The organism is Pseudarthrobacter sp. fls2-241-R2A-168 (assembly GCF_030209335.1).
GTDB lineage: Bacteria > Actinomycetota > Actinomycetes > Actinomycetales > Micrococcaceae > Arthrobacter.
The window spans coordinates 48985-67171 of record NZ_JARVSG010000010.1 but is presented as its reverse complement, the minus strand read 5'-3'; the positions used below and the strand labels follow the sequence as shown (position 1 = coordinate 67171).

At 65.7% G+C, this 18187-nt stretch carries 16 protein-coding genes; 7 read left to right on the top strand and 9 right to left on the bottom strand.

The genetic code is table 11. The annotated features are described in order from the left end of the window. Nucleotides 1-10: 10 nt before the first annotated feature. Genes QRN11_RS07320 through QRN11_RS07310 form a run of 3 tightly spaced genes read right to left on the bottom strand, consistent with a single transcriptional unit; the run spans nt 11 to nt 3144 of the window. On the bottom strand, nt 11-1264 hold the full coding sequence (locus QRN11_RS07320) for a metal-dependent hydrolase family protein (protein WP_285250456.1): 1254 nt from the start codon (nt 1262-1264) through the stop codon (nt 11-13). Next, nucleotides 1265-1753, bottom strand: a complete 489-nt coding sequence (locus QRN11_RS07315; RefSeq protein ID WP_285250455.1) for a GAF domain-containing protein — start codon at nt 1751-1753, stop codon at nt 1265-1267. It abuts the gene before it with no gap. Next, the gene (locus QRN11_RS07310; protein WP_285250454.1) at nt 1750-3144 is read right to left on the bottom strand and encodes an MFS transporter; all 1395 of its coding nucleotides are present in this window, start codon (nt 3142-3144) and stop codon (nt 1750-1752) included. The genes QRN11_RS07315 and QRN11_RS07310 overlap by 4 nt, the downstream gene beginning before the upstream one ends. 109 nt (nt 3145-3253) lie before the next feature. On the opposite strand from QRN11_RS07310, the gene QRN11_RS07305 reads away from it, so the two are divergent. Together QRN11_RS07305 and QRN11_RS07300 are read left to right on the top strand one after the other, a co-directional pair. Then, a complete protein-coding gene (locus QRN11_RS07305; protein ID WP_285250453.1) occupies nt 3254-4135 on the top strand; it encodes a MurR/RpiR family transcriptional regulator in 882 nt (293 codons plus the stop codon). Between the two features lie 99 nt (nt 4136-4234). Beyond that, on the top strand, nt 4235-4669 hold the full coding sequence (locus tag QRN11_RS07300; protein WP_285250452.1) for an SRPBCC family protein: 435 nt from the start codon (nt 4235-4237) through the stop codon (nt 4667-4669). A gap of 1 nt (nt 4670) precedes the next feature. On the opposite strand, the gene QRN11_RS07295 is transcribed toward QRN11_RS07300, so the two are convergent. The 3 genes from QRN11_RS07295 to QRN11_RS07285 all read right to left on the bottom strand — a co-directional run bounded on the left by QRN11_RS07295 (nt 4671) and on the right by QRN11_RS07285 (nt 8654). After that, the gene (locus QRN11_RS07295; protein ID WP_285250451.1) at nt 4671-5969 is read right to left on the bottom strand and encodes a hemolysin family protein; all 1299 of its coding nucleotides are present in this window, start codon (nt 5967-5969) and stop codon (nt 4671-4673) included. An 88-nt stretch (nt 5970-6057) separates the two neighbouring features. Next, nucleotides 6058-7734 (bottom strand): FAD-binding dehydrogenase, encoded by a 1677-nt coding sequence (locus QRN11_RS07290; RefSeq protein WP_285250450.1) that lies wholly within the window; start codon nt 7732-7734, stop codon nt 6058-6060. A gap of 14 nt (nt 7735-7748) precedes the next feature. Further along, entirely contained in the window at nt 7749-8654 is a 906-nt protein-coding gene (locus tag QRN11_RS07285; RefSeq protein WP_285250449.1) for an SAM-dependent methyltransferase, read from the bottom strand. 165 nt (nt 8655-8819) lie between these two features. Here QRN11_RS07285 and QRN11_RS07280 point away from each other — a divergent pair, with 165 nt between their 5' ends. Then, nucleotides 8820-9689, top strand: coding sequence for a DUF1295 domain-containing protein (locus QRN11_RS07280; RefSeq protein ID WP_285250448.1), 870 nt, complete (start codon nt 8820-8822; stop codon nt 9687-9689). A 122-nt stretch (nt 9690-9811) separates the two neighbouring features. Further along, a complete protein-coding gene (locus tag QRN11_RS07275) occupies nt 9812-10147 on the top strand; it encodes a cupin domain-containing protein (RefSeq protein ID WP_285250447.1) in 336 nt (111 codons plus the stop codon). A gap of 9 nt (nt 10148-10156) precedes the next feature. Here QRN11_RS07275 and QRN11_RS07270 read toward each other — a convergent pair whose 3' ends face one another. Together QRN11_RS07270 and QRN11_RS07265 are read right to left on the bottom strand one after the other, a co-directional pair. Next, on the bottom strand, nt 10157-10522 hold the full coding sequence (locus tag QRN11_RS07270; protein WP_285250446.1) for a DUF488 domain-containing protein: 366 nt from the start codon (nt 10520-10522) through the stop codon (nt 10157-10159). Nucleotides 10523-10594: 72 nt separating this feature from the next. Further along, on the bottom strand, nt 10595-11524 hold the full coding sequence (locus tag QRN11_RS07265) for an SGNH/GDSL hydrolase family protein (RefSeq protein ID WP_285250445.1): 930 nt from the start codon (nt 11522-11524) through the stop codon (nt 10595-10597). A gap of 216 nt (nt 11525-11740) precedes the next feature. On the opposite strand from QRN11_RS07265, the gene QRN11_RS07260 reads away from it, so the two are divergent. Next, entirely contained in the window at nt 11741-13891 is a 2151-nt protein-coding gene (locus tag QRN11_RS07260; RefSeq protein WP_285250444.1) for an amylo-alpha-1,6-glucosidase, read from the top strand. Between the two features lie 736 nt (nt 13892-14627). Here the strand turns inward: QRN11_RS07260 and QRN11_RS07255 are convergent. After that, entirely contained in the window at nt 14628-15866 is a 1239-nt protein-coding gene (locus tag QRN11_RS07255) for an MFS transporter (RefSeq protein WP_285250443.1), read from the bottom strand. Between the two features lie 251 nt (nt 15867-16117). Here QRN11_RS07255 and QRN11_RS07250 point away from each other — a divergent pair, with 251 nt between their 5' ends. Together QRN11_RS07250 and QRN11_RS07245 are read left to right on the top strand one after the other, a co-directional pair. Then, nucleotides 16118-17137, top strand: a complete 1020-nt coding sequence (locus tag QRN11_RS07250; protein WP_285250442.1) for a LacI family DNA-binding transcriptional regulator — start codon at nt 16118-16120, stop codon at nt 17135-17137. A 29-nt stretch (nt 17138-17166) separates the two neighbouring features. After that, nucleotides 17167-18165, top strand: coding sequence for an aldo/keto reductase family protein (locus QRN11_RS07245; RefSeq protein ID WP_285250441.1), 999 nt, complete (start codon nt 17167-17169; stop codon nt 18163-18165). Nucleotides 18166-18187: the final 22 nt, after the last annotated feature.

Sequence of the window (18187 nt, the reverse complement as noted above, 5' to 3'; positions counted from 1 at the left end):
CGGCCCTCGGCTAAATATTGACCACCCGCCCGTTCTGGACCAGCACGTCCAGATGGTCGGCAATGTCAGCCAGCACGGCGATGTCCTCAAGCGGGTCCGCGGACAGCACCAGCATGTCGGCGTCCGCCCCCGGTGCCACGACGCCGAGCTGGCCTTCGCGCTCCAGCAGCCGGGCCGCCGTCGTGGTGGCCGAACGAATGGCATCGATGGCGGGCTGAACCTTCCCCAACAGCCGGAACTGTTCGTTCTGGTGGCGGTGCATACCGCCGAGGAGGTCGGTACCGAACGCCATCTTGACGCCCGCTTCGTGCGCGCGGCCGATCGCTTCGAGGCCGCTGTTGAGGACAGAATCCACCTTGGCCCACATCTCTTCGGTAAGGCCGAAACTCCTGCCTTCCTCCTTGAGCGCCCAGTAGGTCACCAGGGTGGGCACCAGGAAGGCGTCCTTTTCGAGGAAGAGGCGGAGGCTTTCGTCGTCGAGCAGGTTTCCGTGCTCGATGGAACGGACGCCGGCCTCCAGCGCGCGGTTGATGGCCCGCGCCGTGTAGGCGTGCGCGGCGACGTATCGGTTCGCTGCCTCAGCCTCCTCCACAGCGGCACGCATCTCCTCGATCGAGTACTGGGTGGAGTCGATGCGGTCTGTGGGGGATGAAACTCCGCCGGAGGCCATGATCTTGATGTGGTGTGCACCCTTGCGGATCTCATCGCGGGCGGCGGCGCGGACGGCGTCCACCCCGTCGGCTACGCGGCCGATTCCGCAGCATCCCCGCCCGTTCGGATCGTGGTCTTCACCGGGCAGGCGCATGTCGCCATGGCCGCCCGTCTGGCTCAGCGCGTGCCCGCAGAAGTGGAGCTTCGGGCCTTCCAGCAGGCCTTCCTGCTGTGCCATCGCCAGGCCGAAGTCCGCGCCGGAGAGATCCCGGACTGTGGTGAAGCCGCGGCGCAGCATCTGGCCCATGATCCGGGCCGTCTGCGCGTATACGTACGACGCCGGCGTGTAGGTCAGCGACCGGAAGTCGGCACTGGAGGCCACCACGTGGACGTGGCAGTCAATGAGCCCCGGAAGGACGAACTTTCCGGTTCCGTCGATGACCCGGGCACCGGAGGGTGCCTCGGCGTCCGGACCAACGTTGCTTATTTTCCCGTCCGTGCTGACGACGTCGGCAGTTGAGTAGGTGCCTGCGTCCACGTCCAGCACGCTGGCGTTACGGATCACCAGGGCGGCGGTTTCTTCAGCAGGGGCCTGGGTGTTCGGGGTGCTCATTTAGATGGTGTCCTTCCCATGGACATCGTGGGGATGGGCGGCAAAGGCTTCGGTGAGGCGGGTCAGGTTCCTATTGACGACGGCGACGGCGGCTTCCACGCTGTGCTGCGTGTAGCTGCCTTCCGCGTCCAGCAGGGCGAGGACCCCCACCACGTTGCCGCCGTCGAGCACGGGAACGTTGATGACGGCACCGCAGCCGAGCCGCTGGATGAGTTCGGAATCGGCGAAGACCTCACGGAGCGCGGCCAGGTCCGCGGCAAGGAACGGCTTCTTGTCTTCAATGACCGTCCCGAGCCAGCCTGGGGAGATTTCCACGGTTTTCTCGCCCCCCATCAGGTACTCAGCCGGATGGCTGGTGAAGAGCCGCCGGAGGCTGGAGCGCTCCGGGATCCACTGCAGCACCGTGAAAAGGATGACGCCGGGGTCCTGCCGGATCGCGTCGAAGACCTGCTGGAAGACGACCTCGGATTTCATTGATGTTTCTGTCATTTCTGTCCCGTTCCCGCCGGCGCTGGATCATGCTCGGCGCGGGCGTTGATGTCTTCGAGGGATTTGCCGGCGGTGGAGGCGCCGAAGATGACCACGCCCAGGACGCCGATGGTCAGGACCACCGTTGTCATCACGAACACCCCGCCGAAGCCGAGGGCCACGGAGAAGATGCCGATGATGGACGGGGCCAGGATGCTGCCGATGCGTCCCACGGCACTGGCCAGGCCGACGCCGGTGGCCCGCATCCAGGTGGGGAACAGTTCGGGTGTGTAGGCGTAAACCCCGGCGTAGGTGCCGTTCAGGAAGAAGGACAGGGTTGCCGCGGCCACCAGGATCATGCCCGAATCGTTGGACTGGCTCAGCCAGAAGGCGCTGAGCGCGGAACCGGTCAGGTACAGGGCGATGGTGTTCTTCCGGTCGATCCGGTCGTTCAGCCAGGCGGCGGAGAAGTAACCGGGGATTTGTGCAAGGTAAATGATGATCGAGTATTCGAAGCTCTTGGTGACGGTGATGCCGCGGCCCACCAGCAAGGTTGGGATCCAGGAGAAGAAGCCGTAGTAGGAGAACGTGATCACGAACCAGATCAGCCAGATCACGGCGGTCCGGCGGCGCATAGCCCTGGACCACATGAACTTCAGGGCATTCCAGATGCTGATCTTCTGCTCGTGCTTGGTGATTTCCTCGGTAGCTGGCGGAAGCGGGGCAAGGTTCTTGCCGGTTGCCTTCACCACGCTCTGCTCAAAGCGCTCCACCACCTCTGTCGCTTCGGCGATGCGGCCGCGGCTGATGAGGAAGCGGGGGGATTCGGGCAGGCTGCGGCGCCACCAGAGCAGGAGGAGGATCGGGACGGCGGTGACCACCTGGGCCCAGCGCCAGCCGTCCTCGCCCATCGGGACAATAAAGCGTCCAATCAGTGCTGCACCCACGAAGCCAAAGGAGAAGAATCCGGCCAGTGTTCCAATGAACCAGCCGCGGCGCTTCGGCGGAATAAACTCGGACAGGAACGGCGCGATGATGACGCTTTCTGCGCCGGCACCCAATCCTGCAAAGATCCGTGCAATCAGGAAGACCTCGAAGTTGGGGGCCGTGGCGGCAACTACGGACATGAGGCAGTAGAAGGCAAGCGCCCAGAGCATCACCTTCTTGCGGCCGAAGCGGTCGCCCATCCATCCCGAGAGGATGGCTCCGAAGAAGAAGCCGAGCGGGGCAGCGGACCCCACCAGGCCCAGGCTGGCGTTGCTCAGGCCCCAGAGTTCCTGGATGCGCGGGAGCAGGAAGGCGACCACTGCACCGTCCATGCCGTCGAACGAGTAACCAAGGCCTCCAATAAGGAGAAGCTTGTAGTGTGGGCGACTGAGAGCCAGGCGGTCCAAGCGTGCTGTAAGTGACATTGGGGATTCCTGCCAGAGTGGGCCAAGTTGTTCATTTTGAGGGGGATGCACAAGTCTGTGCAGATGTGATGTAATCGAAATTACGCCAGAGTGTGAGGTAGGTCAATAGGTGGTGCAACAGGAAACCAACTCGTCGTCGGTCACTGAGTGGCTGGACAGCCGGGTGCAGGGACGAAAACTTGCTGCCCGCCAGATGCAGGTCATCGGCGTCCTCCGGTCCCAGCCCCGGCTTGCCTCCTACGGTTCAGTCAGCGACATCGCGGCAGCGGCGTCGTCGAACGCTTCCACGGTGACCAGAACGGCGCAGGCGCTGGAATTCAAAGGCTGGGCCGACTTCCAGTTCGAGCTCCGCTCGCGGTTCCTGGCATCCCTGAGCGCCCTCGAAGTCGCGGCAGAGCACAACGGCCACATCAGCAGCCCCGCCCAGGCCGCCGTCTCCACGGACCGGGCCAACCTCGCCCACCTGGAGCGCACGCTGGACCCCGCTACCGTCCGTTCCATCGCGGAATTGATCGCGGGGGCGCGGCAGACCCTGATCGTCGCCGCGGGCAGCTACGCGATCCCGGGCAAGGCCCTGGAGCACAACGCGGTCATTGCCGGCTACAACGTTCGGCTGCTCGACGCCGACGTCGCCGCACTCACAAATACTCTCGCGCGGGTGACCTCGGAGGACCTCGTGATCGCGATCAGCCTGTGGCGGGTTTACGACAGCACGGTGCGGGCCATGGAGATCGCCCACAATGCGGGCGCCGCCATCGCTTCGATCACGGACAGCGCGGGGTCTCCCGTGGCGGAGCATGCCGAGCAGAGGATTGTCGTTCCCACTGAAGGCGCGGGCTTCTTCCCGTCGCTGACCGGGGCCGTCGCTGCGGTGCAGGCGATCGCCGTCGAACTCGCTTCGCTGGACCGGGAGCGGTCCAATAAAAACATCGCCGCGTCTGAACGGACCTGGGACCAGATGCGGATCATGCATCCGCGCTCAAGCTCCTAGGACCAGGAACGGCTTACCCGCCAGGAGGGATCCAGGCATAGCGCTGAGGGCTGCCCTGCCCTCGGGCGGCGTCGCCCCGGCAGCGCATACAGTATGGACATGACCCACGCCGAGAACGAGACCACTATCAGCCGTTCACCGGAAGATGTCTACGGCTTCCTGGCCGACGGGTTGAACAACCCGGCCTGGCGTTCCGGAGTCCGGGCCATTTCGCTAAAGAGCGGCCAGGCCGGAGCCCTCGGCGCTGTCTACCGGCAGACGCTTGCGGGGCCAGGCGGGCGGTCCATAGACGGCGATTACGAGATCACCGCAGCGGAACCCTCCAGGCTTCTCGGCTTCCAGGTGGTCGCCGGTCCCGCCAGGCCAACCGGTGCTTACCACCTCGCCTCCGTGCCGGGCGGGACGGCGGTCCGGTTCACCCTGGACCTGCAGCCGAAAGGGCTCATGAAAGTCCTCGCTCCAATGGTCCAGCGCACCATGGAAAAGGAAGTCTCCCAACTGGCCAACCTCAAGGCTGTCCTCGAGGCCCGGTAAATCATGCCTCCGGCTGACCTTCCAGGGGCGAGACGTGGATCCGTGAAATCCGCAGCTTGTCCATCGCGGTGACGCTCAGCAGGTGTCCTGCCACTTCCACGCTGTCGCCCACCCGCGCCAATCGGCCCAGCCGATCGATAACGAACCCGGCCACTGTCTCATACTGCCCTTCAGGCAGTGCAATGCCGGACGCCGAGGCGAACTCCTGAAGGATCAGCGCGCCGTCGACGTCTATTGAACCGTTGGCCCTGGTGACCTGGTCCTCGGGGTCTGCGCCGGCGTCGTACTCGTCGTAGATTTCGCCCACCAGCTTCTCAACGAGGTCCTCCAGGGTGACGATCCCGTCCGTGCCGCCGTATTCGTCCACCACGAGTGCGATGTGCTGGCCCAGCCTCCGCATACGTGACAGGGAGGGCAGCACCCTGTTGGTCCCCGGCAGCGGGAGGATCTCCCGGACGATGTCCCGCACCTTCCCGTCGTCGTAGTTTGCATCCCGGGGCATAAGGTCCCGCAGGTGGATGAAGCCGAGGACGTCGTCGGGCGTTTTGTCGATGACGGGATAACGGGAGTACGGGCCGTCCCGGACCATGGTGCGGGCTGCCGCGATGGTGAGGTTGCCGTTGATGAACGTCACCTCGGTTCGCGGGCGCATCACCTCCTGCAGCGAGCGTTCCCCTGCCCCGAAGACGTCCGAAAGGATGATGCGGCTGTGTTCTTCCAGCGCCTCGCTCTGGGCAACCATGTCCCAGAGTTCTTCCGAGGTGACACTTTCCTGCTTTGCATTTGGGTCGCCGCCCAGCAGCCTTACGACGGCGTCCGTGGACACAGAGAGCAGCCAGACGGCTGGCCGCATGATCTCGGAAAGGACATGCAGGGGAGGGCCAAGGAGTCTGGTGAAGCCGACGGCGCTTTGCATGGCGAGCCTCTTGGGCACCAGTTCCCCCAGCACCAGGGAGAGGTAGGCCACGAGGAGCGTCATGCCGATGAATGAGGCGGGCTCGGCCGCGGCGCCGAAGCCGATGCCCCGGAAGAGGGGTTCGACGTCGGGCGCGATGGTCGAGGCGCCATAGGCCGCGGAGAAGAAGCCGGACAGCGTCACGCCGATCTGCACTGTTGAGAGGAACCGGTTGGGGTTTCCGGCCAGTGCTGCGATCCGGGCGCCGCGTTTTCCTGACTTCTCCATCCGGCGCACCTGGCTCTCGCGGAGGGACACCAGTGCCATTTCAGTGCCGGAGAAGACGCCGCCCAGCAGCACAAAGAAGAGGACCAACAGGAAATTGGCCAGGGTGTCGCTGTCCATGATCAGACACTACCCATCGCGCTGCGGGGTGGGGTGCGGCCGGAACGTGCGCGGGCACACGGCCTGTCGGATCTAAACATCGCCGCGTCTACAGCCTGTCTGCCAGCGACCGGCCCACGGTCCGGCCGGTGAAGAGGCAGCCGCCCAGGAACGTGCCTTCCAGCGCGTTGTAGCCGTGGGCACCACCGCCGCCAAACCCGGCTGCCTCCCCGGCGGCGTAAAGGCCGGGGATGGGGGAGCCGTCCTGGCCGAGGGCCTGGCCGGTGAGATCAGTCTGGATGCCGCCCAACGTTTTCCGGGTGACAACGTGCAGCCGCACGGCAATCAGCGGTCCTGCCGCGGGGTCCAGGATGCGGTGCGGCTTCACGGTGCGGAACAGCCGGTCCCCGAGGTAGCGGCGGCTGTTGTGGATGCCCGTGACCTGGCTGTCCTTGGAATAGCGGTTCTGGACTTCCGCGTCGCGTTCCTCGATCTGGCGGCGCAGGTGCTGGTAGTCCAGGAGCGGTTCGTCGGTGAGGCCGTTCATGCCTTTGACCAGTTCGATCAGGTTGTCCGCCACCACGAAATCCGCGCCGTGGTCCTTGAACGCTTCGATGGGAGCAGGGGCGCCGCGGCCCAGCCGGGCCTTCAGTAACAGCTTCAGGTCCCGGTTGGTAATGTCCGGGTTCTGCTCGGAACCGGAAAGGGCGAACTCCTTTTCGATGATTTTCTGGGTGAGGATGAACCAGGAATGGCTGTACTGCTGGATATCCGGAGTGGTCCGCAGCAGCTTGAGGGTCCCCAGTGTGTCATAGCCGGGCAAGCCGGGTGCGGGAAGCCGGCGGCCCAGGGCATCGAACCAGAGCGACGACGGCCCGGGCAGGATCCGGATGGCGTGATCCGGCCAGACAGGATTCCAGTTCTGGATTCCTTCCGTGTAATGCCACATGCGGTCGCGGTTGACTAGCCGGACGCCCGCCTGGTCTGCGATGTCCAGCATCCGCCCGTCCACATGCTGCGGCACGCCCGTGATCATCTTCGCCGGCGGAGTGCCGAGGCGCTGCGGCCACCATTTGCGCACCTGATCGTGGTTGCCGCCAATGCCTCCGCTGGCGATGACCACGGCCTGGGCGTGCAGCTCGAAATCGCCAGCAACATCCCGGTTGGAGGCGATGCCGCGCGGCGACGAATCGGGTGCCAGGATGCTGCCCCGCACTCCGGTGACCCTGCCGCCGTCGAACGTTAAACCGTCCACACGGTGGCGGAAATAGAACTTCACCCGCCCCGTGAACGCAGCAGCCCGCGCCTTTTCGGCAAAAGGTTCGGAGACGCCGGTGCCCGTTCCCCACGGGACGTGGAATCTCGGGACCGAGTTGCCATGGCCGCCGGCCCTGCCGTCGCCGCGTTCGGCCCAGCCCACCAGCGGGGTGAATTTGATGCCCTGTTCCTGCAGCCAGGGGCGCTTCTCGCCGGCCGCGAACTCGACATAGGCGCGTCCCCACTGCTGCGCCCATTCGTCTTCGGGATGCTCGCCGCCGAGCCGGTCCCACTGCGCCGAGCCCTGCCAGTCCTGCCACGCCAGCTCAAAGGAATCCTTCACCCGAAGCCTGCGCTGCATGGGCGTGTCCACCAGGAAGAGCCCGCCAAGGGACCAGTACGCCTGGCCGCCCAGGTTTGCGCCATTCTCCTGGTCGAGGATGGCCACGCGCTTGCCGGCCATGACCAGTTCGTTGCTGGCCACCAGCCCGGCAAGTCCACCGCCGATGATAATGACGTCCGCGTCCATCGTGGTTCCTCCGGCTAAGGCCGCCAGGCGGTCACGAAGCCGCCGCGGGAATGGTCGTGTGGGGGCTGCTCGGGCTTGGCGCGGTGGGCGGGGTCAGCCGGACTGAGCGACAACGTGCGCCCGTAGGTTTCGCAGAGGTCCTGGACCGGGTGCCCTTCGCAGCGCCACCCTGCACCTGTCAACAGTTTCTCCGGGTCCGGCGGGTCGGCCCGGGCCAGGAGCTCGCTCATGGGCAGCCCGGTCTGCAGGCTGAAGTCGCGGAGCTTGGCTTCGAAGTCTTCTGTCTTGGGCAGCGGTACGGCACGCTCGATCACAGCTCGTGATCCCGGACCGGACAGCTCCATCACCTCCGCCAGAACAGCTTTTTGGGCCGCGGAATCGAGGTAGGGCAGCAGGCCTTCGAGGACCCAGGTGGTGGGCTGGCCGGCGTCGAAGCCGACCGCCAGGAGGAGTGCCCGCCACGGCTCGGACAGGTCTGCGGCCAGGGTGATGAGCTCGCACGACGGCGGCGGCGACAGGCGTGCGAGCACGCCGGCTTTGAAGTCCAGGACGTTGGCGTGGTCGATTTCGAAGACCTGGCTTCCCGCGGGCCAGCCCAGCCGGTGGCTGCGGGTGTCCAGCCCTGCCCCGAGCACCACAGTCTGCCCAGTGGCCGGGGCGGACTGGAGGAAGTCGTCGATGAACCTGGTCCGCACGCCGATGTAGATCGAAGCGAGCAGGAGAGGCTGCTGCAAAGGCGACAAGGCCCCGGGATCGGAAGGCCACGACGTCGGGAAATCCACATGGGAATGGGCCGCCTCTACGAGCGCGGCAGCGAACGGGTCCTTCACCAGGGCATCGGCCCGGGAGGTTTCCACGGCCCGGCCCGCAGCCACGGCGAGGGCGGTCAAAGACACGCCCTGGTCCTCGAACTCCGTCATGTGCTGCCCCTCCTGCGGGTTGTCAATTCCCCTGACACGGAGCCTACCCCCGGGGACTGACACTCTCCTCCTGCTTCGCTCACAGCTTGGCGCACGCCAACCCATACAACACCGTCCCAGCTCCGAAGACTATGTGAGCGAGCGCCGTTGAAAGGACCCAACCGCATGAACGAGAAGAGCCGGAAGGCACTCATCAGCGTCCCCATCGCCGTGGGGGCGGGGGTGCTTATTGCCGTGGCCGGAAGCCAGGGCGGCTCCACGATGGGCGGGCTGCCGGTGTTCGCGCTGGGAGTGGCTGCCGCGTTCGTGATCCAGTGGCTGGTGTTCGTTCCGTCCTACAAGGCGCAGACGGAAAAGTTCTACGACCTCACCGGCGCCCTGACCTATATCGCCATCACGGTGTTCGTGGTGCTGGCAAGCCCGGGCGTGGATGCGCGCGGACTGCTGCTGGCGGCCATGGTGGTCCTGTGGGCGGTCCGGCTTGGCAGTTACCTGTTCCGGCGGGTGATGAAGCACGGCAAGGACGACCGCTTCGACGAGCTCAAGACTTACTTCGCCCGCTTCTTGAACACCTGGACCCTGCAGGGCCTGTGGGTGGTGCTCACCGCTGCCCTCGCGTGGGTGGCGATCACCTCGGACAAGAAGGTGGGCCTGGACGGGTTCTTCTGGGTGGGGCTGCTGGTGTGGGCGCTGGGTATCTCACTGGAGACGCTAGCGGACGTCCAGAAGACCCGCTTCAAGGCCGACCCCGCCAACGAAGGCCGCTTCATCAACACCGGCCTCTGGTCCAGGTCCCGGCACCCCAATTACTTCGGCGAGATCACGCTTTGGGTGGGCATCGCCATCATCGCCCTGCCGGCGCTGCAGGGCTGGCAGTGGGTTGCCCTGGTGTCGCCGGTGTTTGTGGCGCTGCTGCTGATCCGGGGCAGCGGCGTGCCGCCCTTGGAGGAGAAGGCGGACAGGAAGTGGGGCGGCCAGCCCGACTATGAGGCCTACAAAAAGGACACCCCCGTCCTGGTTCCGAAGCTCACGTAGCGGGCTGGGATCAGGGCGTACGACGGCGGCACCCGGCCAGGTGCCGCCGTCGCGGTTCTTTTGTGGGCCGGAATTGGCAGCGTTAGCTCGATCCAGGCGCGGCCCGTGGGTACGGTGTCCTCATGCAGAAGATATCGATTGATGCCCTGGCCCGTCAGCAACTCGAAGCGGCCGTAACGGAATCCAGCGGACGTGCTTCAGACACGGTGTTCGGCGGCCACGAGAAGAGGCTGCGCCAGACCGTCATGGCCTTCCGTGCCGGCACCCAGCTCAGCGAACACCTGAACCCCGGCGAAGCCACAGTCTTCGTGCTCAAGGGATCTGTGTGGCTGAAGTCCGGCGGCGAGGCATGGCAGGGCAAGGCCGGGGACCTCCTGATTGTCCCGGACGGGATGCACAGCCTGGAGGCCGAGGAGGACTCGGCGGTGCTGTTCACAGCGGTGAAGCTGGACCGGTAAGCCACCGCCTCACCCCGCGGTGATCAGCTCACACAACACCGCTGCTTCGCTGATCCCGGGTTCCTTGGTGGCAGTCAGCAGCGTCAGGGGACCCTGCCCGGCAAGGGTGCGGAGATGGTCAAGGGCTGTCGCTGCAGCCGGCTCCTGGAGTTCCGTCAGGTAGCGCCGGCTGAACTCATCAAAAAGCCGGGGATCGTGGGCGTACCACTTCCGCAGTTCGGTGGACGGGGCTACGCCTTTGCACCAGTCATCGAGATGCGCCTTTTCCTTGGTCAATCCGCGTGGCCAGAGCCGGTCCACAAGGACGCGGGTGCCGTCTGCCGGAAGCGGATCGTCATAGATCCGCCGTACCCTCACTGGATGCTGCATCGCCATGAGCCGGCCTCCTCTGCGCGGCACCCCCCGTATCGGTTGATCCAATGTGGAGAAATCCCGCTCACCCAAACGCTAACTCTTCACTTGGGCCAGGGCTGGTGCCGGCGGGTTTCCGGCCGGGAACACCGGGCCGGCGAACGGGCGTTTGGCGCGCAGCTCCCCATCCGTTCCGTGGGGCCGGACCTGCCTGACCACCCAGGGGACAAGGTATGCCCTGGCCCAGGACAGGTCGCTCGCCCTTGCCTGGCGCCAGCTGCTTGCCGGCAGGCTCTTGGGCTCCAGGGGCTGCAGGGTGTGCGGGACGTTGAGGGCTTCCAGTACCGCCATGGCCACGGTGTGATGTCCCAGCGGCGAGAGGTGCAGCCGGTCAGGGTCCCACATCCGGGGTTCCCTGAGTTGGGTCAGCGCCCAGAGATCTGCGATGAGTGCGCCGTGGCGGGCAGCGAGGGCGCGGACGTTTTCGTTGAAGATGGCCACCTTCGCACGGTTGCGGCCCAGGACCAGGGTGGAACCCCAGTCCGGTCCGGTGAACAACACGATCGTTGGGCCTGCCTGAGCCAGTTGGCTTACGCCGGCCTCGAGTCTTGCGGCCAGCTTGTCCGGATCAGTGCCGTGAAACACCATGTCGTTTCCGCCGGCTGACAGGGTGACCAAGTCAGGCTGAAGGGCCAGTGCCTTGCCGATCTGCTGGTCCATGATCTGCTGCAGCAACAGGCCCCGTACTGCCAGGTTGGCGTAGCCGAAATTGGTCCGACCCGCAGCCAGTTCTTCGGCAACCCGGTCAGCCCACCCCCGCAGTCCTCCTGCGCTGGCCGGTTCCGGATCCCCGACCCCCTCGGTGAAGGAATCACCCAGTGCCACGTACCGGCTCCACGGGTGCACGCGGTCGTCAGTCTGCAGGCTTCGGGCAACGTTGCGGCGCTCCGCGCGGGAGGGCCGGGCGCCTGCTGGTCCATCATCCTGAACCAGACTCCGGGCAGCGGCTGGGCCACGCCACCTCATCGCCGTGCCTCCCTCGGTGTGGAAGAACGTTCTTATATGGTGATAACCGTCTGACCCGCAATGATGTTCCCGTTCCTCCCGCCTAACGGCCCACAATCTCCTGTAAGGTCCGTGCACAGGCAATGACCCGGCGGGTGGCCTCTTGCCGGAGGCAACAGGATCTCCGATAGTTAGTGGAGATGTTTCGACCGTGAAGTGCTGTGGAAGAAGCCGAAGATGGCCAACGGGGATGTCGAGAATAACGCCGGCTCCGTTGGTCCCGGAGCAGTCACCCTGATCCAGGGGACTTCATTCTGCATTTCGTCCTCCAACGGGGATATGGCAGCGGGCCTCCCTCACGGAGTGTTCTTCCAGGACACCCGCTTCATCAGTGATTGGGCCCTGAAAGTCCAGGGCCTGCCGGTTGAAGCGTTGTCGGCGAGTACGCCGGACCCCTTCCACGGAGTCTTCGTCGGAAGGGCCCGCAGGCCCGATCATGCCGATACCTCCCTCCTCATTGACCGGGAACGAAAGCTGGGGACAAGCCTGACGGAGATAGTCACGGTGCATAACTACTCCAGGATTCCGCAGCACTGCCATGTGGAGCTGTTTGTTGACGCCGACTTTGCCAGCCTGTTCGAGGTGAAGGAAGGTAAGCGGGTTCCCCGGCACCGGTCGCGTCGATTCATTCAGGACGGAGTAACGCTGGAGTCAGTGCGGGATGGCCACACCCGGCGCATCACCGTCGCCTGCCCTGGTGCCAGGGTCGAGGGGGACAGGCTGGTGCTGGCCGCCACCATCGAAGCCCACGGGCACTGGTCATTCACCATCTCGGCCACACCCCTGCTGGAAGGGACTGCCGGGGAGCCGGACGCCGAAACAGGCGCGCCCGCAGCCGATGCCGTCCGCCGTGTCATGGAATGGCGCAAGTCCATGCCGACGGCCAACCTGCGGAACCGCTCGGTGGAGAAGATCATCAGGCGCAGCCAGGAAGACCTGGGGTCCCTTCGCATTTTCAACCCGGAGCACCCTGACCGGGCTGTGGTTGCTGCAGGTGCACCCTGGTTCATGGCACTGTTTGGCAGGGACAGCCTCCTTGCCTCTTTTATGTCCCTGCTCCTGGATCCTTCCCTGGCGAAGGGGACGCTCCTGACCCTGGCGGATTACCAGGGAACAAAAGTGGATGCAGCCTCCGAGGAAGAGCCGGGGAAAATCCTCCATGAAGTACGCCTCGGCGCCAGCGCCGGGCTCGCACTGGGCGGCAGCGGCGTGTACTACGGGAGCGTCGACGCGACCCCGCTGTTCGTCGTCGTCCTGGCCGAGCTGAGCAGGTGGGGGCTTGACGATGACGCCACCCGCCGGCTGCTTCCGGCGGCAGACCGGGCCATCCGGTGGATGGAGGACTGTGGTGACAGCGACGGCGACGGCTTCATCGAATACCAGCGGAAAACGGAGAAGGGCCTGCGCAACCAGGGCTGGAAGGATTCCGCGGACGGAGTGAATTTCGCGGATGGGTCCCTCGCGGAGCCGCCCATCGCCCTCTGCGAAGTCCAGGGGTATGCCTATGCCGCCTACCTCGGCCGGGCGCTGATGGCGATCGCCGCGGGTGACGGAGCGACGGCTGATGCCTGCCTGGCCAAAGCGTCCACACTTAAACGAAAATTCAACGACCAGTTCTGGCTCCCGGACCGCGGCTATTACGCGATCGCCCTTGACCGGGACAAGAAACCCGTTGACGCCCTGGCTTCGAACATGGCGCATTGCCTGTGGACCGGGATCGTTGATGATTCCAAGGCGCCGCAAGTGGTGGAACACCTGATGTCCCCCGAAATGTTTACCGGATGGGGGATACGGACACTGGCATCGAACATGGGCGCCTACAATCCAGCCACCTACCACAACGGATCAGTGTGGCCGCACGACAATGCGATCGCCGCTGCAGGGCTGATGCGGCACGGCTTCGTCAAGGAGGCCCGGAAAGTGGCGTACTCCCTCCTGGAGGCGGCCGACCGTTTCGGCGGGCGGCTGCCGGAACTCTTCTGCGGACTGGACCGTGCAGCCTACCCCGACCCCGTCCCGTACCCTGCCTCCTGTTCCCCGCAGGCCTGGGCGTCGGCCGCCCCCGTTCAGCTCATCCGGACCCTGCTGCGGTTCGATCCCGGGCTGCCCTGGGACGAGGTCTGGCTTGCACCCACGTTGCCCCCGCACAACACCTACTTCCACTTCGACAACGTTCCCTTTTCCGGCGATGACAACCGGCTCTCAATCCACATCGACGGTGAAACAGTCAACGTCCGGGGCCTGCCCGAAAACATCAGGCTGCGTCGTGAGCCGCGCCCGCCGCTGAACGAACTGGTCAAGATGCGTTCGGCCCTGGCCACCGACTAAGACTGGCGCCGGCCTGGCGCGGAACCGTCACAAGCTATCCCTTCGCCGCGTACGCCTTCGGCACGGAACACGGGGGAGACGGCGTCGGGCGGCTGCGCCAGGCTCGGCAGGTAAGGCGCCGGCCTGTAAACGAGTACCGGCTACTCGTGCCGCACCCGGAGGGTGTTGCATAAGCTTGCTGCACAGCGCAGTTGAGATTCACGGCGCTGAGGTCTCCGCCCGTTGAACTTCCTGAGGGCATTCTCAGGTACCAGGCCGGGGCCGGCGACGAGAGTGTCCGTCTGAGACCGCGGGCACCACCCCCCAGCCGTCGCCGGCTCCTTTCTTTGGGGCTCGCAAGAGGCAGAAGCCTTAGCAGGTACCCGCCGCCGGACAGCCGTTAAGCACGTAGCCGGACGCCGGAAAACGGGTAAGCCCCGTGCAGGGTCCCGCGCCTAAACTGAGCCATGGATGCGATCCCGGCGGTGTTCCTTATTTTTGGTGTGGCATTGGCCTGGCTGGGCTTGACCGTATTCGTACTCCTCAGGCTGCGGCGCCGCAGGCATGGATCGTCGCTGGTCGCAACAGCATCCCCTCCTGCGGACCCCACCGTCAGCCACGTTCACAGGCCCTGGCGCCGCATCCACCCCGCAACGGGCCACCCGCCGGGGCGGCGGCGCAGGTTGGGTGCCAGGGGAATCCGCAGTTGAGCCGGGCTGGAGCGGGCCGGACCAGTATCGGAATAGCGCCCGGCCGTTCAGTGTGACTCTTCGGGTTCCCTTACGGGCCGCGGGCTCTTCCACGTGGACTCGCGCGGGCCCGGCGGGTAGGCCGCCGTCTTCCCCGCCCAAGCGATCACCAGCGCTGCAAGAACCGGGACCGCAGCCGCCGCGGGAACCAGCAAAGGCCCGGCAATAACCAGCGAGGCCGAGCCGTAGAGGGCGCCGATAGTGATGCCCAGCTGGATGGTCAGGACCGTCAGCCCGTTGGCTGCGTCCTTGTTCTCACGGCCGGCCCGGAGGATGGCGGACTGGTTGTAGATGCCGATGGCCCCCAGCCCCGCGCCCCACACGGTCATCAAAGCCAGGGCGAAGAAGAGGCTGCCACCCACAAACGGCAAGGCAAGCATCGAAGCCGCAATTGCCGCCGTCGTCATCAGCAGCGAACGGCGCGGGTGGGAATCAACGGTGATGCCAGCGATCCAGATGCCCAGCAGGCCGGAGACGCCCAGGACGGTGAGGGAGAGGCTGATGGCGTAGTCCGGCAGGCCGGCTTCGCGGATGTACGGGGCGATATAGGTGAAGAGCGCGAAGTGCGCCAGGACAAGCAATGGCCACGCGATGGCCACGGACTTCACGCCCGGCTGGGCGATGGCCGCGCGCATGGAGGGGCGGGCTTCGCCGGCGCCGCGCTTGACGGACGGGAGGAAGAAAAAGCCCAGGACCGCGAGGGCCACACCGAATCCGGCGAGGGCAAGGAACGCCGAGCGCCAGCCGAGGACTGTGCCCAGCGCAGTGCCAATGGGTGCACCAATAGCCAGGCCCAGGCTGTTGCCGCTGAACACAATTGCCAAAGCCTTGCCCACCTTGTCCGCCGGCACTACGCGGGCGACGTACGGGGCCATGGTGGTCCACAGGAGCCCGTGCGCCAGGCCACCCACCAGCCGTGCCACCATCGCGAAGGTGAAGTCCGGGGCCAGGCCCACCAGGGCGTTGCTCAGGGCGAAGGTCAGGACAAGCGCCACCAGCAAGGGCCGCTTGGGGATGTTGGCCAGCAGCCGTGCGGCGGGCACCACGGTGACCACGATGACGGCGGCGTAGGCCGCGGCGAGGTAGCCGGCCACCGGTTCGGACACGTTCAACCCGGTGCTGATCTGGGGGAGCAGGCCGGACGGGAGCAGCTCGGTGGTGATGGCGGTGAAGGCGATGGTGGCCAGGACCATCATGGCGGCCAGCGGGAAACGCTGGGGCGCCGGCGCGGAAATCGCGGAGGACATTAAGGGGTGTTCCATTCAAGGGGGAGGGAGTGTGGAACCGGGCGCTTCTGGCCTAACAATTCCTCCAACAAGTTTACCCGGTGAACTAAGGGCTTCCGTCGACGACGCGCTGCCCGGCTTGCCCGCGACCGGCCGTAGCGCCGGCCGCCAATGTGCGGAGTAAGGAATTGCGCTTGGGCAAGCAGTCTGCACGGCTCATAGTGGACCGCAAGCGCTTGCAATAACGTCACAGGAATGGTTACCGTGGGAAGGTGTCCCCAACAGTTGAGCAAGTAGCCGCGCGAGCCGAAGTGTCGGTTTCCACCGTTTCCCGAGCCTTGCGGGACGTCCCTGGCATATCTGCAGCAACTCGCAAGCGCGTGCGAGAAGCTGCTGAAGACTTGGGATATGTCATCTCCCCGAGCGCCTCCAGGCTTGCCACCGGACGCACGCGCACCGTGGCTGTGGTGGTGCCGCTGTTGTCCAAGTGGTTCTTCGCCGAGGTCATTGCTGCCGCCGGCCGGGTGCTCAGCCGGGAGGGCTACGATGTGCTGCTGGTGGAGCTCTCCTCGGCCGGGCTGCGGGAGGACTTTTTTGCCAGTCCACGGCTCCAGGGCCGGTCCGACGGGGTTCTGGTGGTTGCCCTCCAGCTGACGCCCGGCGAACTGGCGGCACTGCAGGGGCAGGGCCAGGCCGTAGCGCTGGTCGGATCCGAGAGGGCAGGTTCCTCATCGGTCCGGGTGGAAGACAGGGCGGGCGGACGCGCAGCAACCAGGCACCTGCTCAACCTCGGACATGAACGGATAGCCTTTCTTGGCATCCGGCAGGCGGAAGGATCACCGCTTGGCGGAGTGCCGCCGGCCGAACGCCTCCTGGGTTACCGGGAGGCGCTCGCCGAGGCGGGCCTTCCGGAGGAGCCGGACCTTGAGGCGGCCGTGGACAACACCGTCGACGCCGGAGCGGCAGCCATGGCTGCGTTGCTCACCACCGCTGAACCGCCGACGGCGCTGGTCGCCGCCTCTGACGAGCTCGCCTTTGGCGCGATGTCCACCCTCCGCGGCGCGGGGATGAGCGTCCCGGCCGACTTTTCCGTTGTTGGCTACGACAACCATGAACTCGCTGGGGCCATCGGGCTCACCACCATGGACCACGGCGTATCCGAACAGGGCCGGCTGGCGGCAGAAGCAATCCTCGCCACCCTTTCGGGCGCACCGGCCTCGGCCGGACTCATCACGCCCCGCCTCGTGGTCCGGGGAACAACTGCACCGCCCCGGCGCCTCCGCCGCAGCTAACAGCCAGTCAGACACTCCGAGAGGAAACGATGGAATACCGCAAGCTTGGCAAGTCAGGCATGTACGTCAGCGAGATCGCGTACGGCAACTGGACCACCCACGGCGAACAGATCGACCAGGACGCGGCCACCAGCTGTGTAAGGACGGCGCTCGACCTCGGCATCACCACTTTCGACACGGCTGACGCCTACGCGGGGACGCGTGCCGAGACAGCGCTGAGGGAAGCCCTGGACGGGGTCCGCCGCGAAAGCCTGGAGATCTTCACCAAGGTCTATTTCCCCACGGGCGACGGCAAAAATGACCGCGGCCTGTCCCGAAAGCACGTCATGGAGTCCATCAACGGTTCACTGCGCCGCCTCCGCACCGATTATGTGGACCTGTACCAGGCCCACCGGTACGACTACGAGACTCCGCTGGAAGAGACGATGCAGGCCTTTGCGGACATTGTCCGGGCAGGGAAAGCACACTACATCGGCGTCTCGGAGTGGACTATGGACGAGATCCGCAGGGGGGTAAAGCTCGCGGACGAACTCGGCATCCACCTCGTCTCCAACCAGCCGCAGTACAACATGCTCTGGCGGGTCATCGAACCTGAAATCGTGCCGCTAAGCCAGGAACTGGGGCTGTCCCAGATCGTGTGGTCACCCATCGCCCAGGGCGTCCTGACGGGCAAGTACCTTCCGGGAGGAAGCGGGCCGGTTGCCTCACGCTTCACCACCGCCGACGGCGACGCCAAGACCGAGCACCGTTACATGCAGGAGGCGGTGCTGGAGCGCGTGCAGCAGCTGAGGCCGCTGGCTGAGGATGCAGGCCTGTCCACGGCCGCCTTCGCCGTGGCCTGGGTGCTGCAGAACCAGAACGTCGCCTCCGCCATCGTCGGAGCTTCCCGCCCGGAACAGCTGCGCGACAACGTGACTGCGGCCGGGGTAACCCTTGACCCGGCCCTCCTCACCCGCGCCGACGCCATCCTGGGCGACCTGGTGGAGCGGGATCCCGCCAAGGTGGAGTCCTTTCCCGAGCGCGTCTGAGTCCGTCCACTGCGGCGTGCAG